The 20,696-nt window shown below is 44.3% G+C and carries 19 protein-coding genes; 15 read left to right on the top strand and 4 right to left on the bottom strand.

From position 1 onward, the window contains the following. Nucleotides 1–121 precede the first annotated feature (121 nt). From NYE54_RS17720 to NYE54_RS17690, 7 genes are all read left to right on the top strand, one after another. Nucleotides 122–1,903 (top strand): flavocytochrome c, encoded by a 1,782-nt coding sequence (locus tag NYE54_RS17720; protein WP_339264970.1) that lies wholly within the window; start codon nt 122–124, stop codon nt 1,901–1,903. A gap of 198 nt (nt 1,904–2,101) precedes the next feature. Continuing rightward, nucleotides 2,102–2,512: a helix-turn-helix domain-containing protein gene (locus NYE54_RS17715; protein ID WP_339264968.1), complete on the top strand. Its 411-nt coding sequence runs from the start codon at nt 2,102–2,104 to the stop codon at nt 2,510–2,512. A gap of 295 nt (nt 2,513–2,807) precedes the next feature. Continuing rightward, entirely contained in the window at nt 2,808–3,725 is a 918-nt protein-coding gene (locus tag NYE54_RS17710; RefSeq protein WP_339264967.1) for a GNAT family N-acetyltransferase, read from the top strand. A gap of 464 nt (nt 3,726–4,189) precedes the next feature. Continuing rightward, nucleotides 4,190–5,221, top strand: a complete 1,032-nt coding sequence (locus NYE54_RS17705; RefSeq protein ID WP_339264966.1) for a phosphotransferase — start codon at nt 4,190–4,192, stop codon at nt 5,219–5,221. A gap of 14 nt (nt 5,222–5,235) precedes the next feature. Next, a complete protein-coding gene (rsgA, locus tag NYE54_RS17700) occupies nt 5,236–6,315 on the top strand; it encodes a ribosome small subunit-dependent GTPase A (RefSeq protein ID WP_339264964.1) in 1,080 nt (359 codons plus the stop codon). 581 nt (nt 6,316–6,896) lie between these two features. Then, a complete protein-coding gene (locus NYE54_RS17695) occupies nt 6,897–7,415 on the top strand; it encodes an RNA polymerase sigma factor (RefSeq protein WP_339264962.1) in 519 nt (172 codons plus the stop codon). Further along, nucleotides 7,399–9,012, top strand: a complete 1,614-nt coding sequence (locus NYE54_RS17690) for a DUF4179 domain-containing protein (RefSeq protein ID WP_339264960.1) — start codon at nt 7,399–7,401, stop codon at nt 9,010–9,012. The genes NYE54_RS17695 and NYE54_RS17690 overlap by 17 nt, the downstream gene beginning before the upstream one ends. 193 nt (nt 9,013–9,205) lie before the next feature. Here NYE54_RS17690 and NYE54_RS17685 read toward each other — a convergent pair whose 3' ends face one another. Beyond that, nucleotides 9,206–10,198, bottom strand: coding sequence for a lysylphosphatidylglycerol synthase domain-containing protein (locus NYE54_RS17685; protein WP_339264958.1), 993 nt, complete (start codon nt 10,196–10,198; stop codon nt 9,206–9,208). A gap of 407 nt (nt 10,199–10,605) precedes the next feature. Between NYE54_RS17685 and NYE54_RS17680 the strand changes: the two genes are divergently transcribed. The 6 genes from NYE54_RS17680 to NYE54_RS17655 all read left to right on the top strand — a co-directional run bounded on the left by NYE54_RS17680 (nt 10,606) and on the right by NYE54_RS17655 (nt 15,970). Then, nucleotides 10,606–11,031, top strand: a complete 426-nt coding sequence (locus NYE54_RS17680) for a DoxX family protein (RefSeq protein WP_076321417.1) — start codon at nt 10,606–10,608, stop codon at nt 11,029–11,031. Nucleotides 11,032–11,377: 346 nt separating this feature from the next. Continuing rightward, entirely contained in the window at nt 11,378–12,154 is a 777-nt protein-coding gene (locus tag NYE54_RS17675) for a gluconate 2-dehydrogenase subunit 3 family protein (protein ID WP_339264956.1), read from the top strand. A gap of 67 nt (nt 12,155–12,221) precedes the next feature. Continuing rightward, nucleotides 12,222–13,901 carry a GMC family oxidoreductase gene (locus NYE54_RS17670; protein ID WP_339273537.1) on the top strand — a complete coding sequence of 560 codons (1,680 nt, stop codon included), beginning with the start codon at nt 12,222–12,224 and terminating at the stop codon, nt 13,899–13,901. A 74-nt stretch (nt 13,902–13,975) separates the two neighbouring features. Continuing rightward, nucleotides 13,976–14,170 (top strand): twin-arginine translocase TatA/TatE family subunit, encoded by a 195-nt coding sequence (gene tatA, locus NYE54_RS17665; protein WP_339264954.1) that lies wholly within the window; start codon nt 13,976–13,978, stop codon nt 14,168–14,170. Nucleotides 14,171–14,228: 58 nt separating this feature from the next. Then, a complete protein-coding gene (locus NYE54_RS17660; RefSeq protein ID WP_076321415.1) occupies nt 14,229–14,603 on the top strand; it encodes a cupredoxin domain-containing protein in 375 nt (124 codons plus the stop codon). Nucleotides 14,604–15,043: 440 nt separating this feature from the next. Next, nucleotides 15,044–15,970, top strand: a complete 927-nt coding sequence (locus tag NYE54_RS17655) for a DUF2268 domain-containing protein (protein WP_339264951.1) — start codon at nt 15,044–15,046, stop codon at nt 15,968–15,970. Nucleotides 15,971–16,140: 170 nt separating this feature from the next. On the opposite strand, the gene NYE54_RS17650 is transcribed toward NYE54_RS17655, so the two are convergent. From NYE54_RS17650 to NYE54_RS17640, 3 genes are all read right to left on the bottom strand, one after another. Continuing rightward, nucleotides 16,141–16,974, bottom strand: coding sequence for an ABC transporter permease (locus NYE54_RS17650; protein ID WP_339264950.1), 834 nt, complete (start codon nt 16,972–16,974; stop codon nt 16,141–16,143). 1 nt (nt 16,975) lies between these two features. Then, nucleotides 16,976–17,932, bottom strand: a complete 957-nt coding sequence (locus NYE54_RS17645) for an ABC transporter ATP-binding protein (RefSeq protein WP_339264949.1) — start codon at nt 17,930–17,932, stop codon at nt 16,976–16,978. Nucleotides 17,933–18,347: 415 nt separating this feature from the next. After that, nucleotides 18,348–18,749, bottom strand: a complete 402-nt coding sequence (locus tag NYE54_RS17640; RefSeq protein ID WP_339264947.1) for a DUF1877 family protein — start codon at nt 18,747–18,749, stop codon at nt 18,348–18,350. A gap of 261 nt (nt 18,750–19,010) precedes the next feature. On the opposite strand from NYE54_RS17640, the gene NYE54_RS17635 reads away from it, so the two are divergent. Together NYE54_RS17635 and panD are read left to right on the top strand one after the other, a co-directional pair. Continuing rightward, nucleotides 19,011–19,535, top strand: a complete 525-nt coding sequence (locus NYE54_RS17635; protein WP_339264945.1) for a CueP family metal-binding protein — start codon at nt 19,011–19,013, stop codon at nt 19,533–19,535. Nucleotides 19,536–20,301: 766 nt separating this feature from the next. Continuing rightward, the gene (panD, locus tag NYE54_RS17630; protein ID WP_339264943.1) at nt 20,302–20,685 is read left to right on the top strand and encodes an aspartate 1-decarboxylase; all 384 of its coding nucleotides are present in this window, start codon (nt 20,302–20,304) and stop codon (nt 20,683–20,685) included. Nucleotides 20,686–20,696: the final 11 nt, after the last annotated feature.

Here is a 20,696-nt window from a genome sequence, read left to right as displayed (position 1 = left end):
AAATGTATAAATAAAGTCCAAAATGTGCAAATACATTTGGAGATGCATAGCCTATAATACATATTGCACATTTTTTCACAATGTTTAAAATTCAAGTACAAACGTTATCAGGGGAGGAACTATGAGAAAACACGCAGCTAGAGTATTGTCCATTATTATGGTGCTGGCACTTGTATTTACGATGGCAGCTTGCGGCTCGAAAGAAAACGCAAAGGATGCATCGAATGGTACAACGACGGCCATTGGGGTAGGTAGTGGTAAGCATGGTGACATTAAAGTTGAGGTAACCTTTACGGATTATAAAATCACGGATGTGAAGGTTCTGGAGCAGAAGGAAAATGAAGTACTATCGGAGCCTGTATATACTCAATTAAAGGAAAATGTCATGCAGGCAAATAGTGCAGAGGTAGATGTTATTAGTGGATCTAGTGTGACGAGCAAGGGGTATTTGGATGCAATTCAGGATGCGATTGTTAAATCGGGAATTGCGCTGGTGGCAGGTAGTGGAACAACTGATGCGAAACAGACCGAAGAGTCGGAACAAACGTACGATGTCGTCGTGATCGGCGCGGGCGGTGCTGGCTTTAGTGCAGCGCTCGAAGCAGCAGATGCCGGAGTAAGCGTAGTTATTCTGGAGAAGATGCCGACCGTTGGCGGTAACACATTGATCTCCGGTGGGGAGATGAATGCGCCTGACAACTGGGTTCAGCATGCACTTGGCATTACCGATGATAGCCCAGAGTTATTTTATCAGGATACGATGAAGGGTGGCGACAATCTAGGCCAGCCGGAAATCGTGAAGATTTTGTCCGAGCAAGCACTGGGTTCAGCCGAATGGTTACGTGACGAGGTAAAAGTAGAGTTTTTATCCGATCACCTCTTCCAGTTCGGGGGACATTCCCGTAAGCGTGCACTTATTCCTGTCGGCCATACAGGGGCGGAATTGATTACGAAGCTCAAGACCAAGGCCGAAGAGCTTGGAGTTAAGATCAAGACAAACATGAAAGCTGAGAACCTACTAACGGATGAGAGTGGTAAAATAGTTGGCGTTGATGCGAGCACAAATGGTCAAAAGGTGACCTTCCATGCGAACAAAGGCGTTATCATAGCGTCCGGTGGATTTGGTTCTAATATTGAGATGCGTAAGCAATATAATCCTGAGTTGGATGAGAGCTATATGTCTACGGATACGCCAGGGACGACAGGTGACGGGATTGTTATGGCTCAAGCAGTTAATGCAGATATTACGAATATGGAGAATATTCAGACCTATCCGATCTGTGACCCTGCTACAGGTGTAATCTCACTTGTGGCCGATTCCCGGTTTGATGGCGCGATACTGATTAACCAAGGGGGAACACGATTTGTAGAGGAATTGGAACGACGCGATGTCATTTCTAAGGCAATTCTAGCACAAGAAGGGCGTTACGCTTACCAATTCTGGAATCAGGAAATCGCCGATATCGGCAAGACGATCGAAGTGCACCAAGATGAGTATGATCAATTAGTTAGAGAGGGAATGCTCTATAAGGCTGACACGATTGAAGATGCGGCTAATTTCTTCAAGGTAAATGTAGAAACATTGAAAGAGACTATAAGTAAAGTCAACGAGTATGCGAAGACAGGCAAGGATCTGGATTACAACCATCGTGGTGGTTTGGTATCGCTGGAAAAAGGCCCGTATTATATTCAAAAAGCAGTTCCGTCGGTCCATCATACAATGGGTGGACTGGTCATTGATACGAAAGCACGTGTTCTGTCGACAGAAGGTAAGGTTATTCCGGGACTGTACGCTGCTGGAGAAGTGACAGGCGTTGTTCATGGTGCGAACCGTCTGGGCGGAAATGCCATTTCGGATATTGTTACTTACGGCCGGATTGCTGGTCAGGAAGTCGCAAAGTAGATGTGTAAGACTTTTTGAAGATTCATTTTTTAAAAAAAAGATCATTTGAAGTGCTAGAAGCTATTTCTTAAATGGCGGGCTAGCACTTCTTTTCTTAATTTGGTGAAGCCCACATCAAAGAATGCTATGATATCCTGTTTACTTTCTTCTTATTATCTCTTGATATATGGATAACTATAGATAAGGGGTTGAATAATAATGAATGCTAAAGAAGCAGCGTTGTTACTTGGGGTTCATTACAAAACCATTCTAAACATGATTAATGACGGGCGTATAGCCGCTTCGAAAAACGACTCCGGAGATTGGGTAATCAGTGAGAGTGACTTAGCTGCTCGTGAGCAACAGATTGGCGATAAAGAGTTTGCAACGATTTATACTCATATGGCAGTACAAATAATTGAAAAAGCTCATAACCGGGCTATAAAAGCAGCAAGAGAAGAGCTTATTGACGTTGCGCGTGCAACAATAAAGGTCAAAGAGAATAGGAATGAGTTGAATCAACAAGTAAAAAGACTTCAAAATGCATTAGATGCATATAAGGCTGCTGAAGCTTTCGCACTCACTGTTGATTCAATCAAAAAACAAGCGGAAATAGAAAGACACCAATAGTACCTGATAAGTATTGGAGACATATCTAAACGGAACTAATTATGTGGAGGTGTACTTAATAAGTGCAGAAGGATACCCAAGATGATCTATGGCAAAGAATACTTTTAAACCCGCTGATCAAACTAAGCATCAGTGGGTTTTTTATATGAGATGTTATTCTACACATTTACGATCTTTAGAAAACATAAATATAACCATTTTTCCACTTGTAGTCCTTTTCAACATTGGATTACTCTGAAAGTATTGAACATATGAAATTGTTCATCAGACTATGAGGAACCGGAGAGTGATAGGCATGACGATGAAATTCCGGAAATACAAAGATGAGAGCGATTACATGGCACTACGTAAGGTAATTACTCAAAAGTTTGCCGATCCAACCCGCCGTTTTTATCCTAGTCTAGCGGATTTTGATTATAACCGCGCCTTCGGCGGTGAAAAATTCCTTCAAAGTCTGATGGTTTGCGAAATCGAAAATGACACCATTATCGGTGCTATTTGGCCTGGGCATTATCGAATTCTATATTGCTTTACCGGGCCTGAATACATTCATCTAGAAGATGAAATATTCGCTTGGGTGGAACAACACTATTGCGGTCCGTCACTTGAAGATCGCAACGGACAGGAGGTTTATATTTGGGGCTATATTGAGGATCTTCCCCGAGTACAAACGCTCAAAGCCAGGGGATATGAACAGCATACCTGGTATATGTATTCCGGGGTTATTGATTTAGAAGATGTGAATCAAGAACCTCATTTTCCCGAGGGGTTCAAGGTGCGCCCGATCGAGGCGGGCGATTTAGAGCAAAAGGTCAATATCATGAGCGGTTCAGCTGGTTTGACTGCGCCAGATATCGAGATTTACCTTCATTTGATGTCCTGTCCAACGTACCGTCAGGATTTGGACTTGGTTATTGTGAACGAGACGAACGAAATTGTCGGCTTTGCAAATATCTGGCTCGACAGTGATAACAATATCGCAATTATCGAACCGTTTGGAACGGCTCCCACATATCGAAGGCGGGGATTGGCAACAAACCTGTTGTACGAGTGTATGCGACAGTTAAAAGAGGCCGGCGTCAGTAAACTCTACATCAATCATGGGGGAATGTGGACGCTTGATCCAGAACCAGATGACGCGATGCGAGTCTACACAAGAGTTGGATTTCAAGCACTGGGAAATATGTTTGTATGGTGTAAGTCGTTTTCTTAATTGACCCCTTGAAAGTCGCTAATTTAGCGGCTTTTTTTGTTATATCGGTACAAGTTCATGTCCCGATTCGAGGTCACGAACTTGTACCGATTGCCGTAAAGGACTAGAACGTGTCCGATTACTGGTTAGACAAATATCTAATCATTTTCCAATCGCTATTTCATTAAGCTAACGGGCAGCAAGAGGTTATAAATGAATATATCTATAGTCGACCTTTCATCGTTGTCTTCTTTTCAAATATGATGTTTATGTAGACGCTAAGGATGGTGATTTTAATATGTTAATGGAGAAGCCAAGCATTATATTAACCACAGGGATCATGGCTAGTGGAAAATCGACCGTAGCACAGTTGCTTTCTGAACTCGATAACATAACCTCTGAAAAACTAGTTGGGTAAATTTGAACGGCGAACAACAGGCATAAAAATGTTGTACCTTTTAAAAAAACGATTGGAGGACTCCATAATGAGCGAAATAACAGCCGAAACTTTGACACCGATTTTAAGCAAAATGCTCGGTACAACAATAATCTGCACCGATTTTCAGACCAAACCATTACATGGTGGTACAGTGGGCGATGTACAGCTTATAACGGGCAACGCCAAAACCACTGACGGCGGGATGTTACCTTATAGAATTATTTTAAAAACGCAGAAGAAATGGGAGCGCTACAGCGATCCCGATTCCTGGCGTAGGGAATATGATTTTTATAAATCCAATTTTGGCGCTCTGTTTTCTGAATCATTCCGTTGGCCTGAATGCTATCACGCCGAAATGAACGAAGAAGAAAACGAAACGCAGATTTGGATGGAAAATATCGAAGGCATATCGGGATTAGACTTGACCGGCGATATGTATGAACGCGCAGCCGAGGAATTAGGACGGTACCAAGGCAAGTTATATGCCGAACAGCCAGTTGTTTTACAGAGCTTGACCAACCTGAGTAAAGTGGATTGTATGAAGAACTTCTATCTTCATTATCGGTCATGGAATAGAGTGTACGATTATATACGCTCCGACGATTGCGAAATCCCGAAACACCTATGTAATATGCTCATCGACATTGATGAAAACGCAGACGAAATATTCAACCGTATAGAAAAGCTGCCCATCGTGCTGTGCCACAGGGATTTTTGGGTGGCAAACATATTCTATTCAGACAGTAAAACCATACTCATGGACTGGGATACCACGGGGTGGGGCTATTTAGGTGAAGACATGGCAAGTCTTATCGCGGACGAAGCCGATATTGAAAACATGGTTGAATACTACCATAGATGTATCCCGGCGTATTACAAGGGCTTTTCGGAATATGTGGATATTTCACACATAGAGAATAACTGCGTTTATGAGTTGATTCTACTGATGTTCGGATACAGGCTTGTAGAGTGGTATATGGACGCAGGATCAGGAAACAAACTCCAAGATACAGATGATGAAAGAATGCTGCACATCCAAACCCTGCAAAAAATCTTTGAGATAAGGAATGAACAATGACAATTGGAGGTATCATGAATCTAAAAGACTACGGCTTTCCGGCTCAAAATTATTCAATAGACATAGAGGGGACTTATGCAAGAGTTACCGCTGTGCATAAAGGGAGCTACAGCCTTGTTACCGAGTATGGTGAATGCACCGCAAAACTAAAATCGAGTGTTTATTTCAACAACTGTACTGAGGAATTCCCCACTACTGGTGACTTTGTAGAAATTCAATACAACACAGAGGGTGAAAGCCTTATTATAAAAACGTTAAAACGCAAATCCAAATTTGCGAGAAATGACTTATCCGGTCATGGGTCTGAATATGTCAAAACCATTAAAGAGCAGACGGTTGCTGCTAATTTCGACTATGTATTCATCATGCAATCCCTTAATCACGATTTGAATCTAAAGCGATTAGAACGCTATTTAACTCTATCATGGCAGTCGGGTGCAGTGCCTGTTGTGGTGCTGACGAAATCAGATTTAATAGAAGACTACTCTGCACAACTTACTTCAGTCAAACAAATTGCGATTGACGTGGATGTTCACGCGATCAGTGCAAAAACGGGCTATGGCATTGACGGACTTGCAGACTATTTTAAAAAAGGAAAGACCATTGTTTTTCTTGGATCGTCGGGTGCGGGAAAATCCAGTCTTGTCAATGCTTTGGCAGGCAAGAAGGTGATGTCTGTCAAAGAAATTCGAGAAGATGATAGCAAAGGAAGACACACCACCACGCATCGTCAGCTGATTAGATTGGACAGCGGCGTGATGGTTATTGATACCCCTGGCATGCGTGAGCTTGGTATGTGGAATGTTTCTGAAGGCTTGAGAGAGAGCTTTTCTGATGTAAAACAGTTTTTAGGACGATGCAAATTTTCAGATTGTAAGCACCAAAGCGAGCCTGGTTGTGCGATAAAAATGGCGATTGAGGACGGAAACCTTGCCTATGAACGGTGGGAAAGTTATCTAACTCTTAAAAAGGAAGCTGCGTTTGTTGATGATAAAGCTACTTATTTACGCAGTAAAGACCATCAGCAAGTAACGATGAAAGTATGGGAAAGGCAGAAGAGTAAGGAGACTCGTCGTACTAACGATAAACATTGATTTTACTGATAAGCATATCGTACAAGTCTTTATGTAGCTTGGATTGAGATAATGCCGAATGTTGATAGATAATGGACTAGCAGAGTCTGTTGTTGTCGTCGAAGGACAAAAGCATAATCCCATAGAAAGTCGCTATATTAGCGGCTTTTTTTGTTTTATCGGTACAAGTTCTAAATCTGAATATCCTTGAGTTATTTCGAAACTGAACTAACGGGAAGTGTCAGTTCAATAAATACAAGAAGGCAGTCGGGCAATGTGAGCGGGCTGCTCTTTCGATCAGCTAACGGGCAGGATAGTTTAACGACAGCAGAGAATAGCAGTCTAATAACTTTCTAATATGAATTGGCTTGCATTTAACCTGAAAGCTTGCCGATTCACTAATGTCACATGTAAGAGATCAGGTGAAGGGCGATTTTCGTGGAAAGAACTGCTTGCGGATCTGTTGTCGCGAGACAAGAATATATTGCAATTCAAATTCGATCAAAGACTTGTCACGAGTTAAGAATAAGTATAACCAAAATGAACGATTACATAGCCTTATCAGTCTTATGTATGAGAATAACAAAAGGGGGTGCGTGAGAATGACTGATCGAGAGATTTTCGAAATGTATAAGGAGCAAGTTTATTATTTTTGTTACTATATAATGAAAAATCAGGCTGATGCTGAGGATATTTCCCAAGAGGTATTTGTCAAAGTAATCTTGGCAGACAGAACTAAGGTAAGGAACTTGAAATCGTGGATTCTACGAATTGCTTCGAATGAATGTAACAATGTTATGAGGAGACGTAAAACAGGATGGATGAAAGAAGTGCGTCATTATTTGTTATCCAAAACTCAGGACTATAACCCCGTAGAAGAATGTTTAGATCATCGGGAAACGAAGGATGAGCTACAAGGATTATACAGTGAGCTCCCTGAAAAAATTAGAATGGTGGTTGTGCTTCGATTTATCAACGAATTGACCGTACCCGAAATTTCTAAAGTGATGAACATACCCGAAGGAACTGCAAAATCAAGATTAAACAAGGGGCTAAAACTTCTTAATAAAATGGTTGAACCACAACTAAAGGAGATGAGAAGTAATGAATCGTTTTTTTGAAAATGTTAGGCGTACTCCTCAGCCGGATTATGACTTGATGTGGACAGCCATCGAAAATGAAGCACACAATCGACGAGTCAATCTGCAAACTTCTCAAAAGGCTACTCGGCAACGCGGTAAAGTTATTCCTATCAGTATCGTTTTCTCTTGTTTCTTACTTGTCGCCATCCCTGTATTCGCAAGTGTGACGATTGATTGGGATCGAATCGGAGGAGGTAGCGTTGCAAATGCATTGAATAACGGTATCGGCCAGCAGTATGATCTTCAATCTTCCAGTTCAGGTGTGACCATGAATTTGAATGGTGTTGTGACTGATGGAGAAAAAATGAAGATGCTCGTGTCTCTGGACACTCCAACTGATCTGACGCAATATACTGGATTTGCTACAGAAATAAATACAATGACAAGTGAATACAAATCGAAGGCAAAAGTATATGGTTATTTTGGATACGATCCGGACAGCCAGAAACTCATTGGTGTCTATGAAACACCCGATACCTTAAAGGATGACACGAAGGAATATACGTTCGAAGCACAAAATCTTATTTTTTACCGTGATCGGGATATTCGCTTGAATTCTAATCATCAACCCGGAGATACAATGATTACAGGAGTTGCACAGTATCCAACGATTCATATTGAGTCCGTTAGACAGGATGGAAATCAAACCGTTATCCGCTATAAAGTCGCTGCTTCCCCATCTCACTTAGGACATGGTAATCCTCATTTAGTAGTTCATACCGGTGATCAAGAATTAGACGCAATTCCAACTATTTTACCGAGCGAAGATAAAGATTTGTTGATAGAGCAGGTGTTCAATATGACCAAAACAGATTGGACGGATGCGAGTATTCATTTCAGTTACATTGAAGAAGCAAAGCGGATATTGGGCACTTGGAAATTCGATTTTAAAGCAGATGGTCAAAAAGCAAGTGAGGCTATCTACACAAATAAATTACTTACTAGTCCTGAATTCCAAGAAAAATCACGTATCACTTTAGAACAACTTGTGATTACTCCTTTAGATATCCAAATTCTAATAAACGAAGAAGGTTCTCTTAAGAATGGAATTGTTCATTACAACATAGCACAATTGGCTATAGGGGATAACATAATTACTGGGGTGAGGACTTTGAAAGGTAACCTTCCCGAAAGCTATCAGCATTTATTTCAATTTGAATCTCCGGAGTGGTACAAAAACTGGTCTGATGTTCCAATGAAGCTGATATTAAAAGATGCTGTCGTTGAGAAACGGGATACTACGAAGAACTGGATTACTCTAAACAAACCAAAACAAGAAAAGCAGTATACCAAACTCAATGTCGATGGATTTGATATTCAGTTCACGTATTATATGGAGGGGGAGAGTTTGATTGTAGAGTCACAATCCGAATCTCCAGGCTTCAGGGGCGTTAACCAAACAACTCTGCGAATTAACGGCAAAGAAGTAGTACCTGAAATTACACCTAAGGGTATGGTTTCTACAGAAATAAATGTTGACAGCTATAGTGGTATTCCATTGGATGAGATGATTGAACTAAACCCTGGTATTTATAAATACACCGATCCAGATCGGGACGTAGAAGTTAAACTATAATGGAGCTAAAATCCCAAAGAGAGTCCACATTAAGTGGGCTCTCTTATTACGACTTTAGTCAGTTGAGCACGCGATAGCGTGCGAAACATAAAACCACCTGCTATGCGAGTGGAGGGAACGAGAGTTTGAGTAATAATATGGGAATCGGACATTTTGGTTAGAGAGGGCAGCACTACCAAGCAATAAACCAAGTTTATACATCAAACTGGGTACGGTATCGACCTAGTGCAAACTCAATGCCTCCCATTACCAGTCCAATGAGCCAAGGGATCAAATAGTACATCAAACGAAATAATACAAGAACCGCAGCGTTTGTTTCAGGAGGGTATCCAAGGGACTGAAGACCAAGCAGGGTAATAAGATCAAAACCGCCAATGCCGCCGGGTGTCATACTGACAAGACCAGTCGCTACGGCGACGGTGTAAATGCCTAATGCCGTTCGAAGAGGAAATTCCGGAAGTAGAGTCGCCGCAATCGCCCAGAAGGCAACGCCTGCTAATAGCCACTCCACGACAGAGACACCTACAGCTGCAACGATTATGGACAGATTCATCTGGGGCAGATTGCGGTTCAGCCATTTGCTATAGAAGGGAGTCCGCTGAAAGAGCAGGTACCCCGGCAGATAAAGCGCGATCGCCCAGACAGCATACAAGGTCCAGCGATGAGATTGAATCACCGCATCGATCGGAAACAGCCCGGTCAAATCCCCCCAAGCCAGCAGCGAAACTCCCGTAATTGTAATAGTAGCCAGAAAGGCAATACAAGCTGTTATAGTTGGTATCGAAACTCCTCGCCCTCGGTATAGGAAGGTACGAAGCGCGGCACCAACGATCCCGGCAAATCCTATAACATTGTTTGACGTGTTAGCAATCCATGCATAGCGGAAAGTCGCCCAGATCCCGAGAGGAAGCTTGAAATGATGCCGAAGCAAAAACTCATAGACGCTAACCGATGCGACTGCGACTAGGGATAGAGACAATAGAAGGAAGATTCGTGTAGGGTCGAGATGCTTAAGGATTTCCAGCGTGGCAGCCCAGTCAATCCGGCCCAGCTCAGACTTTCCCGCCCAAACAATCATTCCGAGGATGATCATAGGAATCAAGATCTTCACAATTTTCATGCGATATAATGTTGAGATGAGTTTTAATTTCCCCAATCGTGCAAACTGCTTTTTCACCTTTGCCATTTGCATTCTTCCCCTTACGTTTATCGTATATCTAGTATGCCCATAAGGACTCTCATTTAAAATCCGAAGCTAAGTATCAATTATCAATTTCATACTTTTCTTTTAAAGCAAATGGGGTACACCGAAACTTAACTAAGGTCATCACGCTATATGAATAGCCGCTTTCAAGCAGCGTTTTTCTGGTTTTTAAATTTGCTGATACGATTCCCCTAAAACAGTATCATTTTTTGACATAATTTAAAGTTATTATTTACCCATCAAGCGAAATGACAAATCATTGAAAACTCTAAGAAAAGGAAGGGATTGAATATGGCAAATTATACGCTAGAGGAAAAAGACAGCTTTATCGCTTTAGGAAATGGAACGGGACTCGTTTTTGTAATTAATAGAAATGAGGAGGGAAACAAATGAGTAAGATGATCGGTGTGGAAACGACCATGAAAGTAAATACCCAGCCCCACGGAAAAATGGTTGCTTATTGGTCAGTCACATTACTACTCGCAGCAGCTATTATGCTAAGTGGTATCGGACAACTGATGCAATTTGGAGGCAACCTCGATTTAGTTACGAATCTGGGCTACCCATTATACATATTGACTATTCTCGGGATATGGAAAGTGCTTGGAGCCATCACTCTCGTCGTGCCAGGTTTACCTCGACTTAAAGAATGGGTTCACGCAGGAATCTTCTTTTTGATGACGGGTGCGGCATTGTCTCATGCATTTGCTAACGATTATGGTGATTACGGTTTTAATCTTATCCTTCCGCTTTCATATGCTGCACTAAATATCTTTTCGTGGGCTCTACGACCAGCAAAGAGCCGCTTACACTAAAATACAATTGCAACCTTTTGAATATTGCGATGTTACCACATGGTTGAATCAGTGGTCATGTCAGCCCTCCGGTAGAAAACCGGGGGCTCTTTTTTGTTTCCAAAAAAGCAGGCAGCAAGGCGCTCTATTCTTATCATAGCCGTAAATAGGGCTGGCGCTGCGTGCGTCGTTCCTTTATGAAAGAGCTGGGCGAGGCTAACGTAAGCGCCGGGGTCTCTTACTAGGAACTTAGTTGCATTTTGACGATTGATGACAAATGTTGCTTTTTAAAAAGATAAATTTTGGGTAACTGATTCAAAGTGGTCTTTATTATTGTATCCACAATATCACAATTGGAGGGATCATATTGCCAGGACTGAAATTGGGAAAGAACAGCAAGCCGGCCCGGTCAGAACAACCGGATGAATCCCGGCGGAATTTTTTGAAAGCCTCGGGTATGACGCTGGGCGGTCTGATCGTTGGCAGCGTGTTCGGGGGTGTCCTGACGGACAATCTTGAGAAAAACAACTCCCCCGCACCGGCCAGCAAGCCGGAAGCTTCGTTGCAGGATGCGCTAATGTTCTTTAATCAGGAGCAGTTTAAAATGACCGAAGCGGCGGTCGAACGGATTTATCCCGAAGATGAGAACGGCCCTGGAGCCAAGGCGCTGGGCGTAGCCTTTTTTATTGATCATCAGCTTGCAGGTCCTTGGGGATATAATGCGCGGGACTATATGATGGGTCCTTTTGTCCAAGCCCAGGCAACGCAGGGAGAGCAGTCGCGCCTGAAACGCAACGAAATGTTCACGTTGGGTCTGGAGGGACTTAAGAGTTACTGCCAGCAAAAGTATAAAAAGGTTTTTACGGAACTTGAGGCTCAGCAGCAGGATGAAGTGCTGACCGCTATGGAAAAGGGGGATAAATTTCCCATGCGCGGGGTGACGAGCAGCAGTTTCTTCAAGATGCTGAGAAGTTTGACGATCGAAGGGGTCTACGCGGATCCGCTCTATGGCGGCAACCGGAATATGAACGGGTGGAAGATGCGGAAGTTTCCGGGCAACCAGATGAGTTATGCCCAGCAGATTACGAAGGAAGGGCTGGTTCAGATGAAGCCGAAGAGCCTGCAGGCTCACATGAGCGAATAAATTTCACAGATATAAGGGGACATCAGACGTGGGCAAATTACCTAAAGTACCAGTGGTTATTGTTGGAATGGGTTGGGTCGGCGGCATTATTGCGGCCGAACTGACCAAAGCGGGCATCCAGGTAGTCGGATTGGAGCGCGGAAAGAGCCGAAGCACAGAGGATTATTTCATGGATCATGACGAGCTCCGGTACGCGCGGCGTTTTGAACTGATGCAGGATCTATCCAAGGAAACGATCACCTTCCGCAATTCGGAGTCAATGAGGGCGCTGCCGATGCGCAGCTATGGCTCCTTTCTGCTGGGAGACGGGCTCGGCGGTGCCGGATCGCACTGGAACGGGCAGACGCACCGTTTCCTGCCGTATGACTTTGAAATCTACAACCAGACGGTGGAACGGTATGGAAAAGGCAAAATTCCCGAGGGCATGCAGCTGCAGGACTGGGGAATCACGTATGACGAAATCGAACCGTACTACGACAAGTTTGAGCAGGTAGCCGGCATTTCGGGGGAATCGGAAGCCAATCCGATGCTTGGCAAACGGTCCCATCCGTTTCCGACCCCGCCGATGAAGAAAACGCCGATTTTGCAGCGGTTCGAAGAGGCGTCGAAGAAACTCGGATACCATCCGTACATGATCCCTTCGGCAAACCTGAGCGAGAACTACAAAAATCCCGACGGCATATCCCGGGCAGCCTGCCAGTACTGCGGATTTTGTGAGCGGTTCGGCTGCGAGTACGGTGCCAAGGCGGATCCTGTCGTTACCGTCATTCCGACGGCGATGGCCACCGGCAAGCTGGAGGTGCGCACCTTCTCGAACGTGACCGAAATTCTCCATGACGGCAAAAAAGCGACCGGCGTGGTGTACATCAACACAGTGACCGGGGAAGAGGTGACCCAGCCGGCGGACGTGGTCGTTCTCGGCAGCTTCATGCTGAACAATGCGCGCCTGCTGTTGAACTCCAAGCTCGGGACGCCTTACAACCGGAAGACCGGACGGGGGACCATCGGCCGAAATTATGCGTATCAGGTCAACTCCGGACGTGCGGTCGGCTTTTACGATGACGAAGAGTTCAGCACGTTCATGGGCGCCGGGGCGCTCGGGATGGAGTTCGACGACTTCAACGGGGATAATTTCGACCATTCCGATTTGAAGTTTCTGCACGGGGCTGGAATCCGGATCAGCCAGAACGGCCTACGTCCGATCGAGAACAATCCGGCGCCGCAGGGTACGCCGACCTGGGGCAAGAAGTGGAAGGAGACCACACTAAAGTATGCCAACCGGGTGCTGACCGTGGCGACGCAAGGGGCTAGCCTGCCCTGGAAGCACCATTACCTGGATCTGGATCCGACTTATAAGGACATTTACGGCAAACCGCTGCTGCGGATTACGTTTGATTTCGAAGATCAGGACCGAGAGCTGACGAAGTATCTGGCAGATAAGGCGGGCGAGGTTATGAAGGAAATGGGGCCTTCCCATGTGGAGATCAAGGACAAGCTGGACCCGTATAATATCGTTCCTTACCAGTCCACCCACAATACCGGAGGCGTCATTATGGGAGCGGACCCGGAAACGTCGGCCGTGAACAGTTACCTGCAGATGTGGGAAGCGGAAAATGTGTTTGTGGTGGGTGCTTCGGCATTCCCGCATAATAGTGGATACAATCCGACCGATACCGTCGGCGCGCTCTCCTACAGGGCGGCGGAAGGGATCCAGAAATATTTGAAACAGGGAGGCATGCTTGTCTGAACGGGCAAGTCCTTCCATGCTTATGCGATTAACATGCTACTTCATGAGACTTCAAGGAAAGGGAGGGATCGGCTATGCTTTCGACGATTGGAATACCGGGGCTGCTGCTGTTGCTGCTGCTCGCCCTGCTGCTGTTCGGACCGTCCAAGCTGCCTCAGCTTGGCAGGGCGGTGGGAGCGACACTTCACGAATTCCGCAACTCCGCTCGTCATCTGACGGAAGAGGACGAAGAGAAGCAGGACGCGGGGCGCCGCCAGGAAGATCACTAGGAATGGTTTGTTTGGTTCGAAGATGGCAACTTAATTATTTTATCGGGAGGGATTTGACATGAAAAAATGGATGTTGATTGGACTTACCTTGCTGCTGGTTGTGGTGCTGAGCGCATGCGGAGGCGGCGGCAGCTCGTCGGACGAGTCCTCGTCTTCAGGCGGATCGGATGGTGTAAAAGAAATTAAGGTGACGGCGTCAAACTTTAAGTTCGAGCCTACCGAGATTAAAGTCAAAAAGGGCGAAAAAGTCAAAATTACGCTGGAGAACAAAGATGGAAATCACGGCCTGGCCATTCCCGATTTCAACGTTGACCTGCAGCAGCCTGGCTCGACCGAATTTACCGCCGATCAAGTTGGTGAGCATGAATTCCACTGCTCCGTCATGTGCGGAGCCGGTCACAGCGATATGAAGGGGACCTTGATTGTTGAATAAATATGTATGCGGTTGAGACCGCCGGATTGCCGCCTGGATGACTGCGGGAGGCAGATCAAGAAAGCGTTGACCAGCCGGACCATAAAGGTTCGCGCTGGCGGCGCTTTTTTTGCATATTGTGAATTCAGAAATCTATGAGAATTGTCTGAATCGATGACATGATAGTTTTTTCGTAGAAATAATACTTTAAGTTAGGAGTTGATTGCTGATATGGCCTTCTCTAATGAAGTAACGAGCAGGAAGAGATAATAAATGAATATATCTATAGTCGACATATCATCGTCGTCTTCTTTTCAAATATAATGTTTGTGTATTATTCAATAAATCGTCCACGCTAAAGGACTGTGGTTGGATTCATGTTAGAAGATAATAAGTTCTTGACTATGACGTTAGGGCATAGTGCATAGTTCTCTATGAATACATAACTAGGAGTGAGAGAAATGAATATAAAATCACTGCGTTCAGATCATATTTATCAAAAAGTTGCCCAAGCTTCACCCGAGGAAAAGCTTGAATTATTCAGAAACGAAATGATGGCTCCCTTTATGAAACAATGGCAACTTCAACAGATTCCTTTTAAAGCTGAAGAGGCGAATGGTTTTGATGTTATTACGTTTAATAGTATGATGCATCGATCCCCTGATCAGATTACCCCTCAGATTTCGGCAGAGATCGAGCTGATTTCGTCCGAATCATTTTGGTTAGAGTGTGAGCATGCTGTGAAGAAAAGCCTGCATCTATTTGTAGAGCATGAAATTAACCTCCCCGTGTCCGATTATTTGTTTACCATTCAACTAGGGAATCCGGAAAACGGTGCCTTAGCAATAAACGAAGGATATAGCGGCTTTGGGGGCATTCCTGGGTTTATCTGGGGTACACTCTTGCCAAATGAGTACACGATTCCTCGAATGAAGGCTGCGCTGGCGCACGAATGCAACCATAATGTGCGATATCAATTTATTCAGTGGGATCACACGGTTAATCTGGGCGAGCTGATTGTAAGTGAAGGATTAGCTGAAAACTATGCTACGTTCATGTTTGGAGAAGAATTGCTCGGCCCTTGGGTAACGAAGACAAATGCAGAAACACTGAACAGGCGCATAAAGCCTGTGCTTAGAGAGCAATTGCAATTAACTGGGTTTGATCAATTTGCTCCGTATCTTTACGGTGACGAGATTGCAAAACTTCAAAACTTTACACCGGTTAACATGCCTTATAGTGCCGGATACGCTTGCGGATATCATTTAATCCAATATTATTTAAGAAAAACAGGAAGAACCATTTTCGAGGCCACAATAACACCTGCTGCTCAAATACTAGACGAGGTAAAAGAATTTTGGAATGAAGAAACCATTATTAGTTATTAATGATTAAGCTAACGGGGAACGATAGCTTAATCAAAATAAGAAGGCAGCCGATCAATGTGATCAGCTGCCTTCTCGTTTTTTCGGAAAAAATGAACTGCGCACTAAAGCGGATAAGGAGGGAAAGGGTAACCTTCCATTGAATAATCGAGGCATAGGGACAGAACTTTTCTCTACTTCTCAACACGCCAATCTACCTTTTTCAAGATCAATACGATGGAGATCAGCGAGAAAAGCAAGAGTACAAGCGAGTTCCAGGCAACAGACCCGGACCAACCCGATATCAGCACCTCCCGCATGGCCTCAGCTGCGTAAGTGGTTGGGAAGATATAAGCGAACCATTGCAAGATCACAGGCAATTGATCCATATCCACCATGACAGGCGTCAAAAACGAGATGAACATCATCAACGCCTGGACCAGCATATTCGTCAATTGATGGCTAGGCGACCAGAAGCCGATCAGTACACCCGCGCCAACCACGCTAAAGACGGTGAGCAGCAATACAGGGACAAGTCCCCAGCTGTAGTGGAATTGAATGCCGTAAGCAAGTTGACCAATCATCGCCAGGATAATAAAAGACGGTACGCACATGATCAAGCCGCGCAGCAGATTGGCGAAGATGAAGTTTACCTTGGCAATCGGCAGGGACGAATAGTACGTGAAGTGGCCTTGATGCTTCTGCCAAGATATCTCCTGAGCCATGGAATTGAGGCCCATGACGATTAAGCCGAAGAGCATATTTCCTGTAATAATACGGGTCATGACAGCCGGCGTTGGGTCGACCGTAAAGAATTTGAGAAACAACAGCGTCGTTAAAGGAAACATGCATGCCATGATGAAAATCCAAACCCATGCCTCGCGGATAATCGAGAATTGAATGCGGGCCAGGATCAGCCATTCCGTCATTCTGCGTTGGATTATGCTCTGCTGCTGGTGCCCTTGGAGAAAGACCGCTTCTTGCAGTTGCAAGTCATGATTTTGCATGGATGGTTTCATCTGTTCCATGTTAGACCACCTCCGTTTTGGCAAGCTGATCCTGTTCGTCATCGATATGGAAATAGACATCCTCAAGATTCGGCGGGACCAATGAATACTCTTCGATCGGTAACTGCTGCTCAGTCAAGACTTCAATCGCGTGGCTGGCATCTTGCTTCTCAATCAGTGTCCGGATTCGGTTTTCTCCTGTTTTGGTCCACTGTCCCAGCGCGCTTAAGCTTCGGCAAACATAATCGCTCTCGCCTAAGGAAGTCGTAATTTCCAGCTTCATCCGCTGATCGACCTTTTGTTTTAAGACACTGACATGATCGATGGCCAATAGCTTGCCGTGATTTACAACAGCTACTCTGTCTACGACCTGTTCGGCCTCCAGCACGTTGTGTGTCACCAAGATTACGGTTACTCCTTGGCGATTGCGCTCCTGAATCAGATCCCATACGAGCCTTCTCTTTTTAGGGTCTAGTTCATTGGTCGGTTCATCCAGGATCATGACGGGGGAAAAGCCGATCAAGCAAGTACCAATCCCGATTAAACGCTTCTGTCCGCCAGAGACGTTTTTCAACAGCTTATGACGAAGGTCCTGCATTCCAAAACGTTCCAACAATACCTCTGTTTGGTTTACGGCGGACTCCTTCGTCAAACCCCGCAATCTTCCCGTAAAATACAAAGCTTCCCAGGTTTTTAAACTGGTCAGGGCGTGAGGCTCTTGCGAGTAGTAGGCCACCTCCTGAGCAACTCGCTTGGTTTGGGTCTGTACGCTGGTTCCTTTATAACGTACCGTACCTGAGGTGGGAGCAAGGTGGCCTACCATCTGCTTGATTAGCGTGGATTTTCCTGCTCCATTCGGACCGAGCAAACCGAGAATCTCCCCTTGTTGAACGTCGAAGCTTATGTTTTGATTGGCGATAACCTTTCCTTTTTTGTACGTTTTATTCACATGCTCTAATTGATAGATCAGCCTCATCATTCTTGCCCCTTTCTGCTGGTACTATGGTTTTGCTGCTACGTGTCTGAACCCCGAGAGAGTATGTATTCTTTGACTGATCAATGCTGTGGTTGAGCTGGTGCCTAAGTATACTTAACGGTAAATGAGCAGGCGTTAATATTAAGATACCGTATTGCTCTGCCAAGGAGTGACGGGCGACAGAATGGTTTTCGTCTCTGTCTCAAGACGGAGACGGCATGCTGAGCTCTCGATCCCAATATTACGATCACAAGATATATGTAACGCCATTCCGCGAAAAAGCGGGTGATGATAGTGAACGTACGCGGAGTTCGCTTAGAGCGGAAGAAAACGAAAAGCTGGACAAAATCGCGAATTGATTGTGAGCATATGAAGTTAGGGGAGGAAACCCATGAGCCTGTAACGGTTTTTGTTACGCTTACGATATGATTGGATTCAGAAAATGTAGAACCATGCCAGGTTCAAGAGGATATACCTCGTCCTTGATCATGGTCGGAAAATCATATCGCAAGCGGAGCTGCGCTTCGTTCAGCTCAGAAATAATCTGAAGCGCTTGTGCAACTTGCTCTGCACGCAAGAAAAACGCACCGAATGATCCAAAGTCGATGCCTCGCTCTGTCGTCATTGGATCAACATAGCTAAGAGGGGGCTCACCTTCGACTATATCTCCACAAAGCAAGTAGTGAATCGCCTCCCAGGATCTATCAATATCCAGTCCGGGATAATCCTCTATTTTCAAATTCTCCAATGCAATTTCGCCGGTAGCGATTTGCTGCACCAGTTTGTCATCAATAGCAAAGTAATATCCGTACATCCCCATGTTGTCACCCTTCTCCATTTTTAGTAGTGACTCTACTGAACTATCTAAATGTAACACCCGGAAATTGTGTATTTCAAGGAATTTTGGATATAATCGTCAAATGTAAGTGTTTAAAGTAAAGTTTGAGGGTGCTGCCTCTATCTATAATTAGGATAAGGTGGAGGAAATGGTGTGAAATTGAGCACCGATTACTTAAGTGGAAATGTGATACAATCAAAAAAGTTTGCCCTTGCAATATGACAAGAAAAAGGGAGTGGAATAATGAAAAAGGGTTTGCTCATAGCTTCGGTTTTATTACTAAGTCTTGTGTCAGTAGCTTGTAACAACGATAATAGTGTATCGAATGAAGTGGGGACACAGGAAATTAAAGAAAAAGTCCATGCGTATAGTGTCGGTACCTTTGAGGATGTAACTGCATCCATTACATCACATGAACTAATTGTGACTGATAATGGTAAAAAGACTTCTTTTGACCTTCCAGAGAACGAATTTTTTGTTTCGATTGCACCGTTTATTGAATACACGCATGAATGTGCTATCCACAATTTAACGGGGTGCCAAGGCGAATTAGTAGATAAAAACTTCGATGTGCTTATTCGGGATGAAGAAGGTAATGTGGTGATGGATGAAAACATTACTTCTTTAAAGAATGGTTTTATTGATCTATGGTTACCGCGAGATCGGACATATCAAGTGAAAATTGAGTATGATGGCAAAACAGTAGAATCTGAAATCGCTACTTTTAAAGATGACAATACTTGTACCACAACGATGCAACTAACATAACACACAATAAAGCATTAAAGCCTGATCGTTCAGGCTTTTTTATTTTATGGGTATAGGTGGAATCAGGAACTTTTTCATAGGGCTCTTAATTTATGGTAGGAATGCTCAAAAAAGTAAAAGAATTTACCCCTCTGTTGAAAGATTATCTCCCTATCACAAGTGAAGGTTTAGCACTACTATAAGGGTAGGTTGTAAGAGATTCGAGAAAAGTTATCGCGCAGCAACACTTTAGTCCATTACCGCTACACCCGGTTACACGGCATGATTTCCTCCCCTGCGCAGTACTGAACTGCCTGTATGATGAGCTGCTGCGATGTAAGTACAAGCCACGTTTTTTTTGTTTCTGCTGTCAAGATATTCAATCAACTGGAACCCGCACAAAGTATTAACCTGCCTAATTAGCATGACTCTCTCTCCAATAGCATGAGCATGCCCAATCAGCAATATTCCACACAAAAAGTATGAGCTGCCAGTCAACATGATCCCCTCACAATGGCATGAAATAACCCACTCAGCATGATCCCACACATAAGCATGAACTTGCTTATTCCGTACGAAACAGTCACATTCGCACAAATTTGCCGCAGAATTTCTTTTTTGAACGGCTTGATTGCTCCAGATTGTTCTTTCTCGTTAAGACAGAGAAACAATGTAGGTTTGTTTGCACTCTGAATCATTAAAAAAGAAAGTTGGAAAATAACGTTCGTTATAAAGAAGTTAGTAAGTTTTATTTTTCCAAAGACTACTCCACAAGGAGAGTGTATTCATGTTTAGAGAGATGCATAAGTCCAAAATTCACCGTGCTGTCGTGACGGAGGCCAATTTGAATTACGTGGGAAGCATAACCATCGATCAGGATATTTTGGATGCATCGGACATCCTGGAGAACGAAAAAGTGCAAGTTGTCAATATAAATAACGGAGCCAGGCTGGAGACGTATGTGATAACAGGCCCCAGAGGCTCGGGTATGGTTTGCTTGAACGGCGCCGCTGCCAGACTTGTGCAGCCGGGCGACCGCGTCATTATTATTTCTTATGCAATGATGGAGGAATCGGTAGCCCGGACGTATCGTCCGCATGTCGTCATTTTGGACGAGCATAATCGCATCGTAACGGAGGATTATCAAGAACTGCATTCCACAACGGTGTAATAAAAGACAGA

It is taken from the genome of Paenibacillus sp. FSL K6-1330 (assembly GCF_037976825.1).
GTDB lineage: Bacteria > Bacillota > Bacilli > Paenibacillales > Paenibacillaceae > Paenibacillus_AQ.
The sequence above is the reverse complement of the archived record's forward strand: the minus strand, read 5'-3'. Positions and strand labels throughout refer to the sequence as shown.